General features: G+C 36.9%; 23 protein-coding genes. 7 read left to right on the forward strand and 16 right to left on the reverse strand.

The window, feature by feature from the left end:
- Nucleotides 1–59 precede the first annotated feature (59 nt).
- From ODR02_RS05535 to ODR02_RS05575, 9 genes are all read right to left on the reverse strand, one after another.
- Complete coding sequence (locus ODR02_RS05535) at nucleotides 60–1,022, reverse strand: T9SS type A sorting domain-containing protein (RefSeq protein ID WP_209786415.1); 963 nt, start codon at nucleotides 1,020–1,022, stop codon at nucleotides 60–62.
- 44 nt (nucleotides 1,023–1,066) lie between these two features.
- Nucleotides 1,067–2,455, reverse strand: a complete 1,389-nt coding sequence (locus ODR02_RS05540; RefSeq protein WP_309511808.1) for a porin family protein — start codon at nucleotides 2,453–2,455, stop codon at nucleotides 1,067–1,069.
- Nucleotides 2,448–3,014 carry an RNA polymerase sigma factor gene (locus ODR02_RS05545; protein ID WP_105683017.1) on the reverse strand — a complete coding sequence of 189 codons (567 nt, stop codon included), beginning with the start codon at nucleotides 3,012–3,014 and terminating at the stop codon, nucleotides 2,448–2,450. Before ODR02_RS05545 ends, ODR02_RS05540 begins: the two co-directional genes overlap by 8 nt.
- 106 nt (nucleotides 3,015–3,120) lie before the next feature.
- Nucleotides 3,121–3,699, reverse strand: coding sequence for a DUF4840 domain-containing protein (locus ODR02_RS05550; protein WP_309511809.1), 579 nt, complete (start codon nucleotides 3,697–3,699; stop codon nucleotides 3,121–3,123).
- 255 nt (nucleotides 3,700–3,954) lie between these two features.
- Nucleotides 3,955–5,370 carry an efflux transporter outer membrane subunit gene (locus tag ODR02_RS05555; protein WP_209786418.1) on the reverse strand — a complete coding sequence of 472 codons (1,416 nt, stop codon included), beginning with the start codon at nucleotides 5,368–5,370 and terminating at the stop codon, nucleotides 3,955–3,957.
- Entirely contained in the window at nucleotides 5,357–8,515 is a 3,159-nt protein-coding gene (locus ODR02_RS05560) for an efflux RND transporter permease subunit (RefSeq protein WP_309511810.1), read from the reverse strand. Before ODR02_RS05560 ends, ODR02_RS05555 begins: the two co-directional genes overlap by 14 nt.
- Nucleotides 8,516–8,544: 29 nt before the next feature.
- Nucleotides 8,545–9,666 (reverse strand): efflux RND transporter periplasmic adaptor subunit, encoded by a 1,122-nt coding sequence (locus ODR02_RS05565; protein ID WP_209786420.1) that lies wholly within the window; start codon nucleotides 9,664–9,666, stop codon nucleotides 8,545–8,547.
- Between the two features lie 249 nt (nucleotides 9,667–9,915).
- A complete protein-coding gene (locus tag ODR02_RS05570; RefSeq protein ID WP_209786421.1) occupies nucleotides 9,916–10,680 on the reverse strand; it encodes a LytR/AlgR family response regulator transcription factor in 765 nt (254 codons plus the stop codon).
- Complete coding sequence (locus ODR02_RS05575) at nucleotides 10,677–11,795, reverse strand: sensor histidine kinase (RefSeq protein WP_209786422.1); 1,119 nt, start codon at nucleotides 11,793–11,795, stop codon at nucleotides 10,677–10,679. Before ODR02_RS05575 ends, ODR02_RS05570 begins: the two co-directional genes overlap by 4 nt.
- Nucleotides 11,796–12,024: 229 nt before the next feature.
- Between ODR02_RS05575 and ODR02_RS05580 the strand changes: the two genes are divergently transcribed.
- From ODR02_RS05580 to ODR02_RS05610, 7 genes are all read left to right on the forward strand, one after another.
- Nucleotides 12,025–12,849, forward strand: coding sequence for a universal stress protein (locus tag ODR02_RS05580; protein WP_209786423.1), 825 nt, complete (start codon nucleotides 12,025–12,027; stop codon nucleotides 12,847–12,849).
- 315 nt (nucleotides 12,850–13,164) lie between these two features.
- Entirely contained in the window at nucleotides 13,165–13,719 is a 555-nt protein-coding gene (locus ODR02_RS05585; protein ID WP_209786424.1) for a hypothetical protein, read from the forward strand.
- A 10-nt stretch (nucleotides 13,720–13,729) separates the two neighbouring features.
- Entirely contained in the window at nucleotides 13,730–14,374 is a 645-nt protein-coding gene (locus ODR02_RS05590; RefSeq protein WP_209786425.1) for a hypothetical protein, read from the forward strand.
- A 13-nt stretch (nucleotides 14,375–14,387) separates the two neighbouring features.
- The gene (locus ODR02_RS05595) at nucleotides 14,388–15,158 is read left to right on the forward strand and encodes a sensor histidine kinase (protein WP_309511811.1); all 771 of its coding nucleotides are present in this window, start codon (nucleotides 14,388–14,390) and stop codon (nucleotides 15,156–15,158) included.
- Nucleotides 15,155–15,799 (forward strand): response regulator transcription factor, encoded by a 645-nt coding sequence (locus tag ODR02_RS05600; RefSeq protein ID WP_079243768.1) that lies wholly within the window; start codon nucleotides 15,155–15,157, stop codon nucleotides 15,797–15,799. Before ODR02_RS05595 ends, ODR02_RS05600 begins: the two co-directional genes overlap by 4 nt.
- A 270-nt stretch (nucleotides 15,800–16,069) precedes the next feature.
- Nucleotides 16,070–16,915: a caspase family protein gene (locus tag ODR02_RS05605; protein WP_209786427.1), complete on the forward strand. Its 846-nt coding sequence runs from the start codon at nucleotides 16,070–16,072 to the stop codon at nucleotides 16,913–16,915.
- A 73-nt stretch (nucleotides 16,916–16,988) separates the two neighbouring features.
- The gene (locus tag ODR02_RS05610; RefSeq protein WP_209786428.1) at nucleotides 16,989–17,999 is read left to right on the forward strand and encodes a trypsin-like serine peptidase; all 1,011 of its coding nucleotides are present in this window, start codon (nucleotides 16,989–16,991) and stop codon (nucleotides 17,997–17,999) included.
- Nucleotides 18,000–18,127: 128 nt separating this feature from the next.
- Here the strand turns inward: ODR02_RS05610 and ODR02_RS05615 are convergent, their stop codons facing one another.
- The 7 genes from ODR02_RS05615 to ODR02_RS05645 all read right to left on the reverse strand — a co-directional run bounded on the left by ODR02_RS05615 (nucleotide 18,128) and on the right by ODR02_RS05645 (nucleotide 20,796).
- Nucleotides 18,128–18,496, reverse strand: coding sequence for a hypothetical protein (locus ODR02_RS05615; protein ID WP_209786429.1), 369 nt, complete (start codon nucleotides 18,494–18,496; stop codon nucleotides 18,128–18,130).
- A 115-nt stretch (nucleotides 18,497–18,611) separates the two neighbouring features.
- A complete protein-coding gene (locus tag ODR02_RS05620; RefSeq protein ID WP_209786430.1) occupies nucleotides 18,612–19,001 on the reverse strand; it encodes a hypothetical protein in 390 nt (129 codons plus the stop codon).
- A gap of 59 nt (nucleotides 19,002–19,060) precedes the next feature.
- Nucleotides 19,061–19,369: a hypothetical protein gene (locus ODR02_RS05625; protein WP_209786431.1), complete on the reverse strand. Its 309-nt coding sequence runs from the start codon at nucleotides 19,367–19,369 to the stop codon at nucleotides 19,061–19,063.
- A gap of 5 nt (nucleotides 19,370–19,374) precedes the next feature.
- On the reverse strand, nucleotides 19,375–19,638 hold the full coding sequence (locus tag ODR02_RS05630) for a zincin-like metallopeptidase toxin domain-containing protein (RefSeq protein WP_209786432.1): 264 nt from the start codon (nucleotides 19,636–19,638) through the stop codon (nucleotides 19,375–19,377).
- Between the two features lie 44 nt (nucleotides 19,639–19,682).
- Nucleotides 19,683–19,940 carry a hypothetical protein gene (locus ODR02_RS05635; protein ID WP_209786433.1) on the reverse strand — a complete coding sequence of 86 codons (258 nt, stop codon included), beginning with the start codon at nucleotides 19,938–19,940 and terminating at the stop codon, nucleotides 19,683–19,685.
- Nucleotides 19,941–20,055: 115 nt separating this feature from the next.
- Nucleotides 20,056–20,334, reverse strand: coding sequence for a hypothetical protein (locus ODR02_RS05640; protein WP_309511812.1), 279 nt, complete (start codon nucleotides 20,332–20,334; stop codon nucleotides 20,056–20,058).
- Nucleotides 20,335–20,796, reverse strand: coding sequence for a hypothetical protein (locus ODR02_RS05645; RefSeq protein WP_309511813.1), 462 nt, complete (start codon nucleotides 20,794–20,796; stop codon nucleotides 20,335–20,337). It abuts the gene before it with no gap.
- Nucleotides 20,797–20,880 lie beyond the last annotated feature (84 nt).

Below are 20,880 nucleotides of genomic sequence, written 5' to 3' on the forward strand. Positions count from 1 at the left end.
TCTGACATCCATTCTTCCTTCCCACAATCAATATTTTAGCATCTTCAGATTATGTAATCCTATTTCTTTATAAATCTATTTTTGTATTCGCTGCCATCTGTTCCTTTAGAAACAATAATATAATTTCCGGGTACCAGCTGGCTGACATCAATGGGCTGATTGTACTGGTGATCAGCTTTCTTCAGGACAAGCTTTCCGGACATATCTATGATGATAACTTCCTTGTAAACTTTATCTGATTCTTTCCCGATATAAAGGTGTTGTGCCGTAGGATTCGGGTAGATTTTCAGATTATTGTTTTTAACTTTTGTTTCTCCTGTTCCCAAATTGCCGCAGAATTCCCAATCTCCGAAATTCAGTTCTACAAATGCAAACGGGTCTAACATCTCACACTGATCAGGGCAATATTCCGTACAGGCATAAAATCCATACTTTCCTGAACTGGTAGCCACGTAAGTATCTCCTACAACACCAGGAATGATACAGGGATCTCCTACTACCGGAGGATTGCTGCTTGGTACACATCTGAACCAGGTGTGCTTTCCGTATACTACAGGAAATATATTATCAAACTGAACAGAAGCACCGTTGCAGACATTCACTGTTCCCGCATTTTCCTGATATGTTCCAGGCGTATAAGTGCTCATCATAGCCGGAAGACCGTATACAAAGCCGTCTGCAAATGCAGTTGGACTTTCTGCGGTACAATCGCCCTCGGAAACGATTACTTTAAAATAATTCAACTGTTCGCTGCCATTAATCGTTAACTGCTGTGATGTAGCTCCCGGAATGGCTACCCATGGATTGTTATTAGGAGTCTGCCAGGTCCATTCCTGTTTATACCACTGATAGCTTGCGTACGTCTGTGTTGTGGAAAGGATTTCGTCTTCCGTACTACAGAATAAGATCGTTCCCGGATATTTTTGCCCAAGCCTCGCACTGGTAATTGTTGGGGCACATTGTGCTTTTATATTCAAAATACTGAATAGTAAAAACACTAAAAAAATTAGTTTTGTTTTCATATATAAAGATTATTAAGTTTGGTGTTATTTTATAATCCTCAACATTAATCCAACAGCACTCTTATTCCAAATTTCATATTAAAATGAAGGGGTTTTTCTTTGTAAATGGTATTGGGCGCATTTTCTTCTTTAAAATGATATCCTATTCCCGGTTCTGCATAAATTCCTACTTTATCAATGAGCTTCAGCTGAAAGCCTACCGCCGTGTTCACAGAAAACTGTAAAGGTTTTGGTTCCAGGCGTTCTTTTGAAGATTCCTTTATTTGATCATTAACAACGTACGTTGTGGTGATATTTCCTGATATAGGTTTTTCCACGAGAGCTCCACCTGTTATATAACCCGTAAATCTTCCTTTTTGAATGACATTATAATTGACCTGAACAGGAATTCCTAAATAATGAACCGTCTGATCTCCTTTAATATAATTATTGTCACTTCCGGAATGGAGTTCAGTAGACAGTTTGGTATAATTCAGTCCTGTTCCTATTCCCCATCTTTTTCCTAAATTATAGTAGACAGAAAGGCCGAATGTAACGGGTACTTTGTGTCTGATCCTCGCTTCTACCGGCTGGCTTTGATTGGCAAGCAATATGGCCATCAGAGGATCATCATGATATACAGAAGTCGTCCATACCTGCTCCACATTCATCACTTTTCCAGTAATTGAAGCATATCCGGGAAACTGCTGTTCTGCAGAATTGGAAGCAATATTACCGGTAAGCAGACCCAGCATCCATGATTTTTTATCTCGTGATTTTTTCGTATTGGGCTTTGTATTTTCGGCATATAATTCTTTTATTTTTTCCTGTTCAAAAAGAACCTCATCCGCATTCTTTTCTATAACCGATTCTTTCACAGTATCGTCTACGGGAGATACTTTCTGAGCAATTTTGCTTTCCTGCTGAAAAGCTTCTGAAGCCGTTGGCAGTTTAATAATATCCTGAATATTCCCTATTTCATTTTTCTTTCCGGGAGCCGAATAGCTTTGTGTCAATCCTTCCTTCGGATCTTCTGTCTTCACTATATTTTCTGCTAAAAAAGCATCTGCCTGTGATTGTACTTCACTTCCTGAAACCTGTTCAGTTTTTATAGGTTGTAAAGAATTTTTATCATCTTTTTTTACCTCTTCAGGTTTATGAGACAAGATTTTTTCTGTATCATTCTGAGGCAGTATTTTCATCAGTAAAAACAATAATGTAATAGCAGCAGCAATACCTCCGATTCGATAGAATAAGGATTTCTGTCCTTTACCTATGGTTCTTTCTTTCTTGCCTGCCCCATCTTCATGAACTTGAGGAATAAATCCGGGGATGCTGTTATTTTCTTCTTCAGAAAACAATTCACCTTTGATGTCATCCCACAATCCTTCCGGCACTTCCTCTTCATGGTCGTCCATTCTGCTTCGCAGGTTATTTAACCATTCATTATTCATATTGTGCTTTTTTTGACATTTTAAATTCTTTTATTTTCTGAACAAGCAGTCCTTTTGCACGGTGAAACTGTGATGCAGAAGAATTTTCTGCAATTCCCAATACTCCGGCAATCTCTTTGTGGCTTTTTTTCTCAAATACAAACAGGTTAAAAACAGTTCTGTATCCTTCAGGAAGAGATCTGATCATCATCATAATATCATCTCGGGGAATTTCTTCAAAATCCGGTTCTTCTTCATTAGGCATATCCGGAAGATCATCTACTTCAATGGCTGATTTAAAATCTCCTTTCTGTTTAATGTGCTTCAAAGATTCATTCACTGTAATACGGGTCATCCAGGCTTTTAAAGAACCATTTCCCCTGTACTCAAAAGATTCTATCGAACGGAACATTTTGATAAAGCTGTTTTGGAGTACATCATGAACATCTTCTTTTTCTGCCAGATAACGGGAGCATACATAGGTCAGATTTCTGGAATAAGCTCCAAAAAGCTCTTTCCATGCAGCCTCCTCCTTCTTCAGAAGGTGCTTTACCAAAATCTGTTCTTTACTTTCTTCCATATGCTGCTACTGCCTCCGTATCCACTGGGACGTTATAAAACTGTCAAGCAAAAATAGATTGCATCTTAGTAATAAAGCGCAATCCATTTATGATAATATCTATTAATTAATTTTTTATACAGAATGGGAAATTATAGTCAATCACTTCATAAGGAGTAACCAATGTACCATCTACTGTAATTTTTTCTGCTGTAAGAGCATACCTAAGTGTTTGATCCATACCTACGTAATATCCTTTTTGCTTAGAGATGAATTCTACAACCGTTTTTTTATTAACACCATCTACAGGAATCTGAAGTTCCATTGCTTTAGGAGCTAAAGTAAGTTCTATTACGTTATTCGCAGTATTAATCACTGCTGCATATTGAAGATCATACTTTATTTTTCCCATTGTCTTTAAAGCGGCTTCTGCTTTTGCAGGATCTTTCACTACCGTCTTTACAATTTCGGTAATTGGAAATTCGGCAAATGAGATGGTATCTTTCTTTACTTTAAAATCTTTTACTCCTTCTCTTTTGCTATTTCCCTGCACAATTATAAGCTTCCCTTTATAGTTTCCTTTTAAGTCATCCATTTTAACAGGCGGAATTTCCGGACTGTCATCATTAAGACAAGAGGATAAGGTAAATCCTACAAAAACCATTAAAACTGTTATCAAAAATCGGGGTACTGTCAATTTTTTCATTGCATTACTTTTTCGTTAAACATTAATTATTTTCGAGTACTCATCTATATAAATCTCACTTTTCAAAAATCTTGCATGTATTTTTGAAAAAAAGATAAATTTTCACATAACTTATTGATTTAATGAATATAAAATTTCACCACTCTTCTGCAAATTCCGTACCTGTTGTAAAAATTAAGCTGTATTCCTGCTTCCTGAATAGCAAAAAAGGAAACTATAGGTATAGCTTCCTTTTTATTATGGATCAGTTCTGTGTTATTGTACTCCTCCTCCGAGCGATCTATAAAGATCAACCTCAGCATTTAATTTTTCAAGGGTAACGTTGATGGCTTCCAGATCATTCTGAAGTTTATTGTTCTGAGCGGTGATTACTTCCAGATAGGTTGCCATACCGCTTTTATACAATTTCAGAGCATCATTGATTCCTTTATCCAGAATGGCTGTTCTCTGTTCCAAAAGCTGTAGTCTTTCTGAGGAACCTTTAGATTTGGCCATAGCATCAGAAACTTCTCCCACAGCGGTCATGACAGATTGTTTAAAATTGATAGCTGCTTTTTCCTGCTCAATTAATGCTGTTTCATAAGCAGTTTTCAATTGTTTTTTCTGAAAAATCGGGGCTGTCAGATTGGCTGCGATTGCTTTCGTTATAGATCCCGGAATATCAAACCATGAGCTGAATTTATTGGAATTCACTCCTATTTGCGGACTCAGACTGATGCTTGGATACATGGCTGCTTTTGCCAGTCCGGTTTTAGAATTCAGGCTGATTACGTTAAATTCTGCCATTTTCAGATCCGGTCTGCGGCTCAGCAGTTGGGCAGGCAATCCTTCTGACAATCTATTTTCAGGAATCATTGTTTTAAGATTTCCTTCTCTTTCTATTCCGGTGGGATATTCTCCACAAAGAATACTCAAAGCATTTTCCTGGATAGAAATATTCTGTTTTGCCAAAGGGATTAACAACTCGGCAGTTTTCTTTTGGGCTTCTGACTGCTGAACAGCCAATGAATTAATCTGTCCGGCCGTAAACTGAAGATTCATCATTTTAAGCGTGTTGTTGCTGAGTTCGATATTCTGTTCAGCTATTTTCAGTTGTTCATCCAAACTGATAAGGTTATAATAAGCCTGTGCTACCTGAACTACAATTCTGCTTTTAATGGCATTTAAGTTTTCCTTCTGTCCAAAATATTCTGCAGCAGCAGATTCTTTCTGCATTTTAGCTTTTCCCCAGATATCTATTTCCCAGGAAAGCCTCAGTGCAGCACTGAAATCATCCATATACTTTGTTCCAACAAACTGTTCATTAAGAGAGCCGTTAAGGGTATTTTTGGATGCCCAGCTTCTGTTCGCCCCAGCGGTTAAATCCAATGTCGGCATCAGCCCCAGCTTGGCTTGTTTATAGATCAGATCCAGCTGTTCAATATTTTTCAGGGCAACATGTACTTCGTTATTTCTTGAAAGGGCTTTATCTATTAACCCAATCAATTTAGGATCTTTGAAAAAAGTCTTCCATGGCAGCACTACAGTATCTCCTGTAACCTGTACCTGTTCTTTGTAAGTTTCAGGAATCTGAAGATCTGTTCTTGTATATTTTTTCCCTATGGCACAAGACATCAGCAGTGATGCCATTGCGCCTGAAATAAGGAAATTCTTTATATTAAATATTCTCATTTGTCAATTGATTTTCTATTGTATTATACTTCTTTTTGGTAGAGAATTTCTCATCCAGATACTGAAAGAACATGTATAGTACAGGAATTACAAAAACTCCTAAAACCACTCCGCTCAACATTCCCATTGCTGCACTTGTACTGATTGACTTGTTTCCTGAGGCCATTCCTCCTGTGGAAATCATCAGCGGAATCATCCCTACAATAAAGGCTAATGAAGTCATGATGATCGGACGTAATCTCGCCTTTGCTCCTTCCAATGCAGAATCCAGAATCGAAAGACCTGCTTTTCGCCTTTGTATGGCAAATTCTACAATAAGGATCGCATTTTTAGCCAGCAAACCAATAAGCATAATCAATCCTACCTGCACATAGATGTTATTATCCAGCCCGATCGCTTTTATTCCTAAGAATGCTCCTACAATACCCGTTGGGATGGAAAGCATTACCGCAAGAGGCAGGATGTAACTTTCATATTGCGCCGCTAAAAGCAGATATACAAAAAGCAGACACAACCCAAAGATGGCGATGGTTTGGTTTCCTGCAGACTTTTCTTCAAGACTCAATCCTGTCCATTCATAACTGTAATCAGAGGGTAATTTGCTTAAGGTCTGCTCCAGTTTTCCCATTAATTCTCCATTACTTACTCCTGGTTTTGGAGATACGTTGATATTTAATGAGTTGTAAAGATTATAACGTTGAACGGATTCCGGACCATAGACTTTTTTCAAAGTGATCAGCGTATTTACCGGAACCATATCTCCTTTTTCATTCTTTACGAAGATATCATTGAATGCCTGTTCATCCATTCTGAAAACTCCGTCAGCTTTAATATTGACTCTGTAGAACTTCCCGAATCTTGAGAAATTCTGAGACTGATCTCCTGAGAAATACGTCTGAACCGTTCCCAACAGGTTTGAAATGCTTACCCCAAGCTGTTTGGCTTTATCTTCATTTACTTCAAGCTCCATTTGTGGATAGTCTGCCCTGAACATGGTATAGGCAAATGCCACTTCCGGAACCTGCATCAGTTGGCCAATCAGTTCATCTGCTTTAGCTTTAAGAACCTGAGGATCTCTTCCCATACGGTCCTGAAGGACAATTTCTGCATCATTCGTCATTCCGTATCCTTCTACCGGAGGCATTCTGAAGGTCATCACACTTCCTTCTTTAATAACTCCCAGTTTTTCGTTAGCCATATCTACAACGGCCTGAATATCCTGAACTTCACCTCTTTCTTTTTTAGGTTTCAGTTTAACAAATCCCATTGCGTAAGCTGGTCCTGCACTGTTGCTAAGCAGGTTATATCCAGTAATGGAAGTATTTTCCTGCACCGCATCAACCCCTTTTAAAATAGTATTGATCTTATTGGAAACTTCTGTCGTTTTGGTTAATGCGGTTCCCGGCGGCATGCTTAGGGTATACATAAAGAACCCATCATCTTCCATTGGAACAAAACTCTTCGGAGTGCTTGACATTAACCATCCTGCAACACCGATAATTGCGACAACCAATCCTCCTGCAATCCATTTTCTTCCTATTAAAAACCGAATCCCTTTTGCATAACGGTTCGTCATATTGTTAAATCCGGCATTGAATGCTACCGCAAACCTTTGTCCGAATCCTTTGGGTTTTTCTCCTTCTCCTGAATGATTATTTTTCAAAAACACTGCACATAAAGCGGGAGTTAACGTCAATGCGTTGACCGCTGAAATAATAATCGCTATTGCTAATGTATAGGCAAACTGCTTATAGAATAATCCTGCAGAACCTGACATAAACCCGATTGGAATAAACACTGCAGACATTACCAGTGTAATGGAAATAACCGCTCCTGTGATCTCACTCATCGCCTTGTGCGTAGCTTCTCTTCCTGAAAGATCTGTTCCTTCCATATTGCTGTGGACGGCTTCTACAACTACAATGGCATCATCGACGACAATACCGATGGCCAGTACAAGGGCAAAAAGAGTCAGCACATTGATGGTAAATCCTAAAACCAGAAGGAAGAAGAATGTACCGATAATTGCAACCGGAACGGCTATTGCCGGAATGATGGTAGACCTGAAATCCTGTAAGAAGATAAACACTACAATAAATACAAGGATAAAGGCTTCTATCAAAGTAGATTTTACCTGTCCTGTAGCTTCATCCAACCTTTCTTTGGTACTCATTACCTTGGTATATTTGATCCCTGGAGGAAATGATTTTGACAATTGGTCAAGAGCTTTATTTACTCCTATTTCAATCTGATTGGCATTAGATCCTGTAGTCTGCATGATCGCTACAGTAACAGCATTTTTCCCGTTGGAAAGGTTGTCTCCCGTATTTGAAATGGCTCCGAATTCTACCCGGGCAACATCTTTTAGTCTGATGACCTGACTTCCGTTATTTTTAACAATAATATTTTCATATTGTTCCGGTTTGTTCTTTTTTCCTTTATATCGGATTACATATTCTAAGGCTGCATCAGATTCTTCTCCCAATTTACCAGGAGCAGATTCTAAACTGTGGTCAGCAATTGCTCTGGAAACATCTGCCGGCTCAAGTCCGTAAGACGACATTTTCTGAGGGTTCAACCATATTCTCATGGAATAATCTTTCAACCCAAATACCATGGCCTGCCCTACTCCTTTGACCCTTTTCACCTGTGGAATCAGGTTAATGTTTGCAAAGTTCTGCAGGAATGTTTCATCATACTGTTTATTATCTTCAGTATAAATATTGAATATCAGTACCATACTGTTCTGTTGTTTGGATGTGGTCAATCCCATTCTCACAACTTCTTGTGGAAGTATCGGAGTGGCCTGCTGTACTCTGTTTTGTACATTCACGGCGGCCTGATCGGCATTCACTCCCTGTTTGAATATAATGGAGATGGAAAATGTACCGTCATTACTTGCGGTAGATTTCATGTACTCCATATCTTCCACTCCATTGATCTGCTCTTCCAGCGGAGTTACCACAGAACGAATTACGGTTTCACTATTTCCTCCCGGATATGATCCTGAAACGGTGATGGTAGGCGGAGAAATGTCCGGGAATCTGGTCACCGCCAGCTGGTTTAATCCTATGATCCCTAAAATTACGATGATCAGGGATATTACCGTCGCCAGTACCGGACGGTCTATTATCTTTTTTAACATTTTTGAATTTTCTAAGAATGGTTATACAACTATTTCAAAGGAACTGTTGTCGCAACAACCTGTGCTCCATCCGTGAGGGCATCAATTCTGTTGATGGCAATCCTGTCTCCTGCACTCACACCTTCTTTGATAAAGTAATCCTGAGATGTACTTCCTGAAACGGTAATCTGAGTCATTTTCACTTTATCCTTACCATTCAGTTTATAGACAAAAAATCTGTCCTGAATATCTTTTACTGATGTTTTAGGAAGTTTAACCACTCCATTCAGGGCATTGTGAATCATGACTCTTGCTGTACCGCCTGCTCTCAATAATTTATCGGGATTTTGAAAAACGGCCTTCATCTGGATGCTTCCTGTATTTCTATCGAAGTTTCCGCTGGCATTTTCCAATTTTCCTTTAAGAGAATAAGTAGAGCCATCTGCAAGGATAAGTTCTACATCTTCTGCCGTATTTCCTGATGCTGCCGATCTGCTGTGAGCAATAAAATCAGCTTCATTCATTGAGAAATATACATTCACACTGTTGATACTTGAAAGGGTTGTCAACGGAGATGCATCAGACGGACTGATAAGGTTTCCTACCCTGTTTGGAATTCTTCCAATATATCCGCTCACGGGAGCTTTGATGTAGGTAAAATTGGCATTGATCTTTGATGATCCCAAAGAAGACTGTGCCTGTGCTACCTGTGCTGATGCTGCTTTATAACTTGCCTGAGCTGTTTTCAACTGCATATCAGAAACTACTTTTCCTTCTACAAGGGGTTTCAGCTTTTCCACTTCAAGTCTTGCTGTTTCCTGGGCTGCAAGGGCAGATTTCAAGGCCGCTTCATTGGTGTTTACCTGTTCGTTATATACCGATGGGTTTATTCTGAAAAGAGTCTGTCCTTTACTTACATATTGTCCTTCTTTGATATAAACAGCTTCCAGATATCCTGTTACCTGTGCTTTAATATCCACATTATCCTGCCCTTCAATACTCCCCGGATATCCTGTAGACACCTCAGCATCTCCGGACTTCACCTGAATAAAATCTGTAGGCAATGCCTGCTGCATTTGCTGGGCATTTTCCTGGCTGTTCCCGGAACCACACGAGTAAAGTATCGCTGCAGCCGTAAGTGAAAGTACCAGATATCCTTTTCTGTAATTCATAACATTGGTTTTTAAATTTTACAGGAGCAAAATAACTTCATATAATAAGGATATTCATTCAGAAATTGGGTGAAGTGTCGTTAATCGCGGGTGAAGCGTATGATAGGAAAAATGAAAGGAAAACAGGTGTTTTCGCTTATAAACATGATAAAAAAGAGCTTTTCCGACAGAAATAAGAGTAAAATTAAATGAAAAAAAGCTGCCTTATGTAAAGACAGCCTTTGTTATTTTTTATAAGGATTAATCATCTTAATAATCCATCCAGGATTTGAAAATGGAAGCTTTTTCCCTGCTTACAATCACTTCCATTTCAGGGTGTTTTCTTAGTTCCAGCTTCAATTTTCCATTAAAATGATTAAAAATCTGTTTTACGGAATTGATATGAATGATAAATTGTCTGTTAGCCCGGAAAAAGAATTTGGGATCTAACTGTTTTTCAAGCTCTTCCAGCGTCTGTGGAACATTCTCCACCACTCCGGTATTCAACATGGCTTTGCTGATTCCCAATTCGGTATAAAAGTATAAAATATCTTCTGCCAGAACGGTTTTATATCCATCTCTATGGGCTATTAAAAACCGTTTTCTGTAATCTTTCGGCTGGATATAATTCAGCAGTCCTTCAATGGCTGTTCCCACTACCGGAACGGCTTCCATAAAGGTTTCATACCGTTTTAAAGCGGCATCCAGCTCTTCTTCTTCAATAGGCTTCAAAAGGTAATCTACGCTGTTGTATTTAAATGCCTGTACTGCATATTCATCATAGGCTGTGGTGAATATGACCGCACTTTTAATTTCATGCTTGTTAAATATTTCAAAGCTGAGCCCATCCGCAAGGCGTACATCCATCATGATAACATCCGGAACGACATTATTTTCCAGCCAGTGTACTGTTGAAGTAATCGAGTCTTCTACAGACAGGATTTCGATATGGGGTCTTAACTTCAACAACAGTCTTTTTAATCGATCAGCATTCGGTCTTTCGTCTTCAACGATTAAAACTTTATTAATCTTCATATCAATGGGAGTTTTACAATAAATTTATCTTCAGTTTTTTCAATCACAGGTTTAGGATATCCCAGGATTTCGTACCGTGCAATAATATTGGTGAGCCCTACTCCTGAGGAATCCGGCTTATTGATTAAAGGTAGAAATGTATTGGAAACCAACAACTCTCCTTCAGAATTTGTATAAACCTGTATTTCCAGTGGGTTCAGTTTAGAGGTTTGGTTATGTTTAATGGCATTTTCCACCAACAGCTGTAAAGACAGAGGAAGTGTAAATCTTGATCTGTATTCTTCCTGAATATCTATTTTGAATACCACTCCTTCACCAATTCTTTTTTCAATCAGAAAGATGTAGGATTCTAAAAATTTCAGCTCCTCTTCTACTGCAATGATATCTTTTTTGGAATTGACCAACAGATATCTGTACACTCTTGCAAACTTCTCTGAATAATCATAACCTAGCTGCTGATCTTCCAGAATGAGTTCTGACAACACACTCAGGTTATTGAAAATAAAATGGGGATCTATCTGCAGTTTTAGAGCCTGAAGTTCTGCTGCCATAGCAGCCTGTTTATGTTTGGATGCTCTCAATTTATGCTGGGCAGCTTCTACTGCCGTTTTTTTCCAGTTTTCAAGTAAATAATCCACGGTATTAAATGCACTGATAATCAATGATATTACAATATTGGTTGCAATCCACTGCCCAAGAAGGGTATATTCTTTACGGGAATCCATTTCAGGTAATGTTACAGAAGTACAGTCTACAATTGCATTAATAATAATCACAATCATAACACTTCCCACGATCTGAATCAAACATTGAATGAGCAATCGCTTTACGGTTCTGTTACTCCAGGGAAGCAGCTTATTAAGTGTCCTGTCAATAAATATACTTACTTCCGAAATGATGATAGAAAAAAAGACAATCCATGAGGCATCTTCCAGAATCATCCTCAGCGGAGCATCCAAATATTCTTTCCAAACGGGATCAAAAGGATCAATAAGATAAGAAAAAACACAGAAAGTAACTACCGCTACTGCCCAGATTACGAGCCTTCTCTTCATGGTAGAAAGAATCTTCTTATTCCGTACTATATTTTTTCTGATGGTAGAAATCCTATTCATATCCGGGATTTTATGAATGTAAATATAGAAATAGATTTTAGACGAATATCTTCTATTTTAGACGAGACCGCCAAAACCGTCCCTGAAACGTAAAATACAAGAGTTAAAATGGATATGACGGTTCATCACCTGAAAAAGACATTTCATCATCATTTTATGCAATGTCACCCTATTTTTATCATCAGCGAACTGCTGGCTATCATAGTTTTGCAGTATTAAATCCGGTACAATGAAAACAATAATTGTCTGCACAGATTTTTCTCACGAAGCTGAAAATGCCACGCATTACGCAGCATCTATGGCAAAAGAAAATAAATACAGGATTATCCTTTTTAATCTTCAAACGGTTTCTGTTCATGCCTTGAATGCACAGGCTTCGGCCGATTTTTTCTATGCCCAAACGCTTAAAAATCAGAAAAAACTGGAAGACAAAGCCGCTGAACTTAACTCACTCTATACAATTGAAGCCGGGCATCATCTGGCTTCCGGCAATTTTATTGAAGAGCTCGAAAACTGTATACAGCTTCACGAATGCGATTTTATAGTGATGGGAATGGCAGAAAAAACTCTTGAGCAAAGGATTTTAGGAAATAGTGTGACAAGGGCGATCCATAGAATTAAAAAGCCGATACTCATTATTCCTGCCCACATAGAATATACGGGAATCCGGAAAATTCTTTTTGCGTATGACACTCACAAAAACATGACCTGGTCTGCCATGAATGACATCTATTATTTTATTAATGAATTTAATGCTGAGGTTGAAGTATTCAATGTAAGTGAAAGGCTGGAAGATTTTGCAGAGGTTATTCATGATATTGACCTGAATTCCGGATATGACCTGGATGACATTAAATACAGTTTTAAGATGATTCAATCCATTGAGGTCATCAAGGCTATTGAGGAGGAAATAAGGTTGACAAGTCCCGATCTGCTGACCATGGTTCCCTACAAATACAATCTTGTGGAATCTCTTTTCCACCGGAGTAAAACAGCCATTATGGCTTATAAGAATAAAATACCATTACTATCAATTCCCCTAAACATAGATTAAGAATCAATAAAAATCTGTTCACATTTGAATTATCCTTTTTGCCTTTAAAGGCTAAATTTTACACTTAATCTTGTTTGACAGGACCGGGAATAGATTTCCGGTCCTGTTTTTTATACTTAGTTTCGGAACTAAACAGATATTGTTATTTTAATAATCATAATTAATATTTTTTTTAAAATAAAAACAAATCAACATTTTATATTCAACTGAATATTAAAAAGCCGTAAATTTAGTAAAGGATAAAAACAGTGTTTTCCCTCTTTTTTATAGTTGTGCCGTTAGCTAATTTTGTTCCATAAAATTAAAACCATAAAAATGAAAACTTCCTTTTTTACTAAGATTTTAAGTCCCTTATGTGCAGCACTTATTCTGGCTTTATGTCTGCTAAGCTGCACCCGCTGCTCCGAACCACCTAAAGAACCTGTTAGCAACAGTTATAAGAAAAAACTGATCAGCTATCGTGAAGGCCGGGTTCTTTTTGATGAATATACCAGAACCAATCATGAAATTCTCACCAAATACAGGAACGGTGAACCTGATTCCCGATGGTACTGGTTTTCGTTGGAAGACATGGAAGGTTATATTAAATATGTAAAAGAAAATGCCAAAAAACAGAAATTAAAAAATCCGGGAATTAGAATTTATATGGGAAAATACCCTGTAAATCATCCTAAAAACAGAATGGCAAAACCTGAATACGCAGGCTATCAAACCATATTTCTGGTACCTACTTCACAGAAAAGAAAAAGAGACAATCCAATGGCCAGAACGGAAGCTACTGAGGAAAACACAGATGTCCCTTCAATAGAATCTATGAACATGACCAATCTGGCACCTCCTCCAAAAACGTTATCCGGAACCATGCCATAAAAACGAGATTATGAACTGGAATATTGAAACAGGGAAACAGATATCTATGGTTATATCCATTATAGTAATGACTCTGATGGTCACAAAATATAGAAAAACCGGAAAGGAGAATTTGTTTTTTATCATAGGATATCTGTTGTTTTCCCTGATTGATATTTTCTGTTATTTCTACTACGACCTGACAAAACTGCCTACGGACATATTTTACGTGATTGGTTTTTTAATGATTATATTCTTTTTATACTTATTTTACTATTACCAGTTATTGTATGTTCCGCTGCTCAAAAGGATACAGGTTATCATCCTGGCCCTTTTTGTCCTTAATATTGCTGTCATGTTTTATACAGAGGATGATCTGCTTCATCACTTTTCTTTTAATATGCTCTATGTAGATATTCTTCTGTTGTTATTTTCAATTATTTTGTTCCTGTACCAAACCTTTAATTCTGATAAAATACTGGGAATCAAAAGCTACTTACCATTCTGGATTTCAGTAGCTTTACTGATCTTTTTCATTGGAAGCATCCCAATACTTTTTTTCAGAACTACTGTTTCGGAAACTATTTATTTTTTCATTTTATTTATGTTGAATCTGATCAGTAATGGTATACTCATATTGGGTTTAATTTGGAACAAACAAGAAAGAATCAGATAAATCCTTTTCAGATATGGAAGAGAATAATTTAGTCATCATCTTTACGATTACTTTATTCATCGTTGTCTTGACAATGATCTTTATTTATGCGGTTTTTATCAAGAAAAAAACAACCTTGCTGATCGCACAAAAAGAAAAAGACCTTCATTTTGAAAAGGAGCTTGCTACTTCGCAGGTAGAAATGAAGGAACAGACTCTCAACTATATCGGTCAGGAATTGCATGATGATCTGGGTCAAAAACTTTCGGTAGTTCGTTTGCGCCAAAACCAATTGATTACCAAGCTCCAAAATACCGAAAAAGAAGATCTGATTGAGCTCAACGAATTATTGGGTGAATGCATACAGGATATAAGAAACCTGTCTAAAACATTAATCACTGAACAGATCATTCACTTCGGGCTGGCAGAGTCTATTGAAAGAGAAGTTCAGAGGATCAAAAAACTGAAATTATTAAAAATAGAATTTATCACCCAAAAACAGGATATTGATATTTCACCAAAACACGGTCTGATTCTTTTCAGAATTGTCCAGGAAAGTATCAACAACATCCTTAAACATTCCAAAGCCAAAAATGTTTCCATACAGATGGAAGATGACTGTGAGAAACTACACATCAGCATCTCCGACAATGGAAGAGGCTTTGATACCAGCAGTATTCAGGATGGTTCAGGATTAAAAAACATGGAACTGAGAGCCAAACTGATTCATGCTGAACTGTCTATACATTCAGAACTTAATAAAGGAACACAAACTTTGATAACCTATCACAAAAATTTATTATGAAAACTATTCCCATAGCGATCGTTGATGATCATACCTTAATTTCCAAAGCCCTGGAAAATATGATCACAGAAAACACTCAATATCGGGTCATTATGAATCATCCCAACGGAGAAGAATTTATTGCAGGTGTGGAACAGGCTTCAGAATTACCCGCCGTAGTCCTGATGGATGTTAATATGCCCTATAAAAATGGTATAGAAACCACAGAATGGCTTACCGAGCATTATCCCGATATCAAAGTCATTGCCCTGACCATGGATGATGATGAAAGAATTTTGATTAAAATGCTGAAGGCCGGAGCAAAAGGATATTTACTCAAAGATATGCAGCCCTCTATTCTCTTTCAGGCCATTGATACCGTATTTGAGAAAGGGAGTTTTTATACTGATTTTGTAGCCCAGAAGTTATTGAAAGTAAAAACTGAAGAAGCTAAAAATGCATCCTTACTTTCAGAACTGAAAGACCGGGAAAAGGAATTTATAAAATGGGCATGCAGTGAACTTACCTACAAGGAAATTGCTGATAAGATGTGCCTTAGCCCCAAAACCATTGATGGCTACAGAGATTCTGTTTTTGTAAAACTGGATATAAAAAACAGAGCCGGTTTGGTGCTTTTTGCCTTAAAACATGATCTGTGCTGATTGAATATTCTCATTATTAATCTTATTTCAATACTATAAAACAAACATCTTTACATTCTATTTACGTATCCGGCAGCTTTTCAAGCTGCCGGATTTTTATTTTATAACATTCTCATATACAGATAAAAAGGTGTTTTTCCTTTTCCAAAATACGGTTTTCTCCTCTGTTTTTGTCTTTCGGAATAGCGGAATTTTGTGATAGAAAAAAACACAGAAAGGCAGAACCTGAAAAGCCGAAACAGAGTAGGGAATATTTTTAAAACTAATACAATGAAAAAAGCACTTATCGTAGGTATTAATGATTATGCACCCATTGGATACGGAGGTCCGGACCTTAATGGCTGTGTAAATGATGCGAGGGATATGGCAAATACATTGGTTATCTGTGGTTTTAGTCCGGCAAAGATTAAAATCCTGACCAACCAAAATGCCACAAGAGCGAATATATTGAACTATCTGAAATCCATGATCAGCACAAGTGTAAAAGGAGATTCTCTTGTCTTTTATTATTCCGGGCACGGAACAAGAGTCGCCAATATCGGAGCAGATCTGGAATTGGATGGTCTGGATGAAGCTATTTGTCCACACGATTATGCCAATAACGGAGTCATTCGTGATGATGATTTTAAGACCGTTCTCAGCAAACTAAAAGCCGGAGTGAATATGGAAGTGATCTTCGACTGCTGTTATTCCGGAACAGGAACCAGAAAAATGGATCTGGGACTGGAAGCAGATTTTCTGAACGAAACTGCCCGTTACATTCCTCCCATGCTTGAAGATGAATTCTATCTGACCTATGCCAGTGAAATGGAATCTTCTAAGAATTCAAAAAAAACAACCGTTCTCACGAAAGCACTTGTCCCTGTTGCAGGAATGAACCATACTTTATGGGCGGCTGCGAAAGACAATCAGGTATCAATGGAAGGCAATATCAGCGGACAAATACGAGGATATTTCACCTATCATTTCTGTAAGGCATTACGTGCTACCAATGGAAATATCGTCCGAAAAACGCTTGATAAACAGGTGGCTATTGCACTGGCTGCTATGGGAGCCGCTCAAATTAACCAGACAGAAAGCATTACTGCAGAATTTTCACAAAAAATATTCACTTAATCATAAACCTTTACCGGCGGAATCCGAAAAGCCATCAAAAGAGTAGGAATACACTAGATTAAAAATAATAATCATGTCTAAAATTGAAAACAACAACCCAATGACAACTGAAGAGGTGTCAAGACTTAGAACTGTTAAAGCGAAATTAACTGAAAAACCGGCAGCAATTGAAAAATTATTCAGCCAGGCTCCTGCTATGGAAACCATTAACGGAAGAACTTTTCCAAAAGGAATGAAAACCATAGGAATGCCTATGGATGAAAAAACAGCAGAAAACCGATCGTTGGAAACTGATCATTTCTATCCTACCCATGCTGATTTTGAATACAACCCAAAACTGGAACCTAAAAAAGACAGAAAACCTAAATTCATTGAAAGAGATTCTTTCCTGACTGCTGAAAATGCAAGAACTATTTTCGGAGCAGATCAAAGAAAAGTATATAACTCTACCGCCTATCCATGGAGATGTGTGGGAAGAGTAGAAAGCTCTTTAGGCTCAGGAAGCGGAGTAATGATTGGTCCAAGACACCTTCTTACCTGTTCCCATATTGTAGACTGGCAGCCTAATAATACAACAGGATGGCTGAAATTCACTCCAATGTATTATAACGGAAGTGCTCCTTACGGAACAGCCTGGGGAACATTAACCTATTACAAGTATAAAGTAGCAGGTCCTACTATCGACTCTACGGAAATACAATACGATTATGTAGTGATTGTATTAGACAGACCCATCGGAAACAGCACAGGATGGCTAGGCTCAAAATCCTACTCTGATTCATGGGATGGAGGCGCCTACTGGACTCACGCAGGATATCCGGGTGACCTTACAGGAACGCAAAGACCAACCTACCAAACAGGTATCGCTCTGGATGGAGATTTCTGGAGTGCTGATGACAACGAAAGCATGAGCCATAAAGCAGATATATGGCCTGGACAAAGCGGAGGCCCTTTCTGGGGATATTGGGACGGCTCTCCGTATGCTGTGGCTACTCAAAGTGCCCACAACCCAAGCGATAATTTTGCAAGTGGCGGCTCAGATTTAGTCAATCTGGTCATCAGAGCAAGAAATGAACATCCTTAATTTATTTTTTAGTTTAAATCAAAGCCTGCCTTTCGGGTAGGCTTTGATATTTTTTTACAAGGATGAAAACTTTTTAGAAAGTTGGTAACGAAAAGCCACACGATATAATTGTGCGGCCACGCGGTTAATTATTTAAAATATCTTATGAACTGTTCTTCATTTTTAATATAGTTCAGGAAATTTTTTAAATTTCCATCATCCCAATTTTGTTTAATTAACGTAACCATGTCTGCTTTATAAAGTTCGTTATCAGAGTAGTCTAATATTGCAATAGCGATTAACCATGAAGTAGTTACACCTCCCATCACAAAATCATCAATATTATTAACATCAATTAATTCTGAAAAAAGAAAATCTTTGAATTTATCTATTCTCTTTGCAAATACGGGATAATAATTTTGCTTGCCTAAAATCACTGGCTTCTTTACAAAATTCTTTTCTAACTCAATGTCACTCATTTTTTCTACAGTTAGATTGAGTGGTAAAATATGTCCCATCTTTATAAATTTTTAACAAACTATGATCTGCAACCTCTTCGCCAAAACCAAAGACATCATTTAAAATCTTTTCTAATTTACAAAAAAAGAACCCCCTCCTAAGAAGCGGTAAATATTATGATTTCCTACCATAACTATGTCTGATAATCTTATAGTTTTCATCTACATACTCTAAAATCTCTTGTTTTTCTTCATTTGTTAAAGAAGAATTGAAATATATTTTATCATTTTTAAGCTCATAGAGTTCTGAAAGTTCAGGACAGTTTTCAAATAAAATTTTATATTTTGGCAACAAAACATCGGAAGGTTCAAAATAATCGTTTTGAAACTCTTCAAAAGGGAATCCTCTTTTTATTTTTTTATGCCAATGCATAAGCCAGTTTGTAAGTGAAACAGAGTCACTTATTCCTAGTTTATCATCCGCCTTTGCTAATATTTTATACTGAAACGGTTTTTTACCATTTAAGGTTAATTCTATTAATAATTCTTTTATTATTGTTTTCATATTATAAACAAGTGCAATAATACTTGGTGAAAAAAGTACAGTTTAAAAACATCTTCAAATTATGGTCTTTTTTCCTTTATGAAATATTTTCCTGTCTCCTCATCATATCCCAAGGCTATAGAACCATTTCGTATCGATATATTTTCTTTTACTATTTTAAGATCATCATCAATAACTAGACTTCCATAAACATATCTATCAAAATCTTCTAAACCATAGGGAAAACCTAGTAGCCAGCAATTAAAATCATAATATTTCCCTTTTTCTAAATATCTAATACTAATTTCAGCATTCTTGTCATAATTAAAGTTTATATCAGACATTACTTGAATACCTAAATTTAATGCCTCCTCTTTTTTTAAATTCATGATTTTTATTTTAATAATTTTTCTAATTCATCAATGATTTTTGGCTCTGCACCTTGTCTTAAACATTCATTCCTATAATATTTGTATGAGTCCAATAATTCTATTTCTGTCCAACGGTACTTTTGTTTCCAAACTCTTTCCCAAACCAATTCTTCTAATTTCCAGTTTGGAACACTATGATATTCTTTAAAACCTAATTTTTTGAAATCATCTATATGCCACATCTCATGTTGAATGGTGAGTTCTGTTGCATCATCTCTAAGAAACATTATTGGTGGTATTTCATGTGTTCTACAGCTAGCCAATATATCATTTAGATAATTTGTCCATCTTTTGTAACGCTCTGGATGACTTCTTTTGGTAACAATCTCAACAGTTTTAGTCCAATATCACTATATTTTTTTTCAATTTCTTCAGCAATGCGTCTTAAAGTACTTCTCTTATACCTTTGTCCTCCTCCTGATCCTTTTTGAGCTTTTCTGAAAATCTCTTCGTCTTCCCCGGAAAGATAACCTCCATTTTTTCTCCTCTCAATATTCTCCTGTATTCTCCTCTGCTTATCCTTCGCCATCTTCTGTTTAGGAGACAAACCATGATCCGCAACCTCTTCGCCAAAGCCAAAGACCTCATTTAAAATCTTTTCTAATTTAGAAAAAATAACCGCCTTATATAAAGCGGTCTTAAATCTATTTTATCATAACTAGTTGGACAATGTCCTTTTTTAAATCTATATCATTATCAATTTTTATCTTTGTGGCTAAAGACCTATATTTATTAATATTATCGATTTTTTTAACTATTTGTTCTCCTTCGATTTCAATGGTTCCCATTTTTTTCCCATTAACAATCAATTCCCAGAATGAATTTTCTACCATAGCATCATGATTATGCATAATTCCAGTAAAAAAAGTCTTCCCAAAAGACATTTGAAAAATGCCATTTACATATAATATAATTTCTTTCATTTATTTAATATTTTTATAAACTTCATAATCTCTATCTCTAAGTATTTTTAATATTTCTATATCTTCTTCAATTAACCCCAATAGTCTTTGATGTCTTATCATAAAATCCTTTACATGATATTCTGCATAAGCTATATCTGATGTATTTTCAATTATTTTTATATTTTTTTGTGTACCGTGTAAAAACTCTTCTAAAACAGCAGCTTTACTTGGGTTATTTTTTAATAATATATGCTTAAGATCTTCTCCTCCTACATTCGCTTCTGCCCCCATCCACTCTAAATACCTAAAATCATCCGTTCCTTCTTGTGCTATTTTTACAATCCTTTTCTTTGAAATATTATTAATTAACTGTTTAGATGCTTTTTCCACACCTTCCATTCCCTCTCTAAATAGTTGTAGCTGCTTCTTTTTCCCTTTCCTCTCAATTTTCTCCTGAATCCTCCTCTGCTTATCCTTCACTGTTTTCTCCGCAGGAGACAAACCATGATCTGCAACCTCTTTGCCAAAACCAAAGACCTCATTTAAAATCTTTATTAACTAAAG

Origin of the sequence: Chryseobacterium sp. CFS2 (genome assembly GCF_036543225.1) — a bacterium.
GTDB lineage: Bacteria > Bacteroidota > Bacteroidia > Flavobacteriales > Weeksellaceae > Chryseobacterium > Chryseobacterium culicis_A.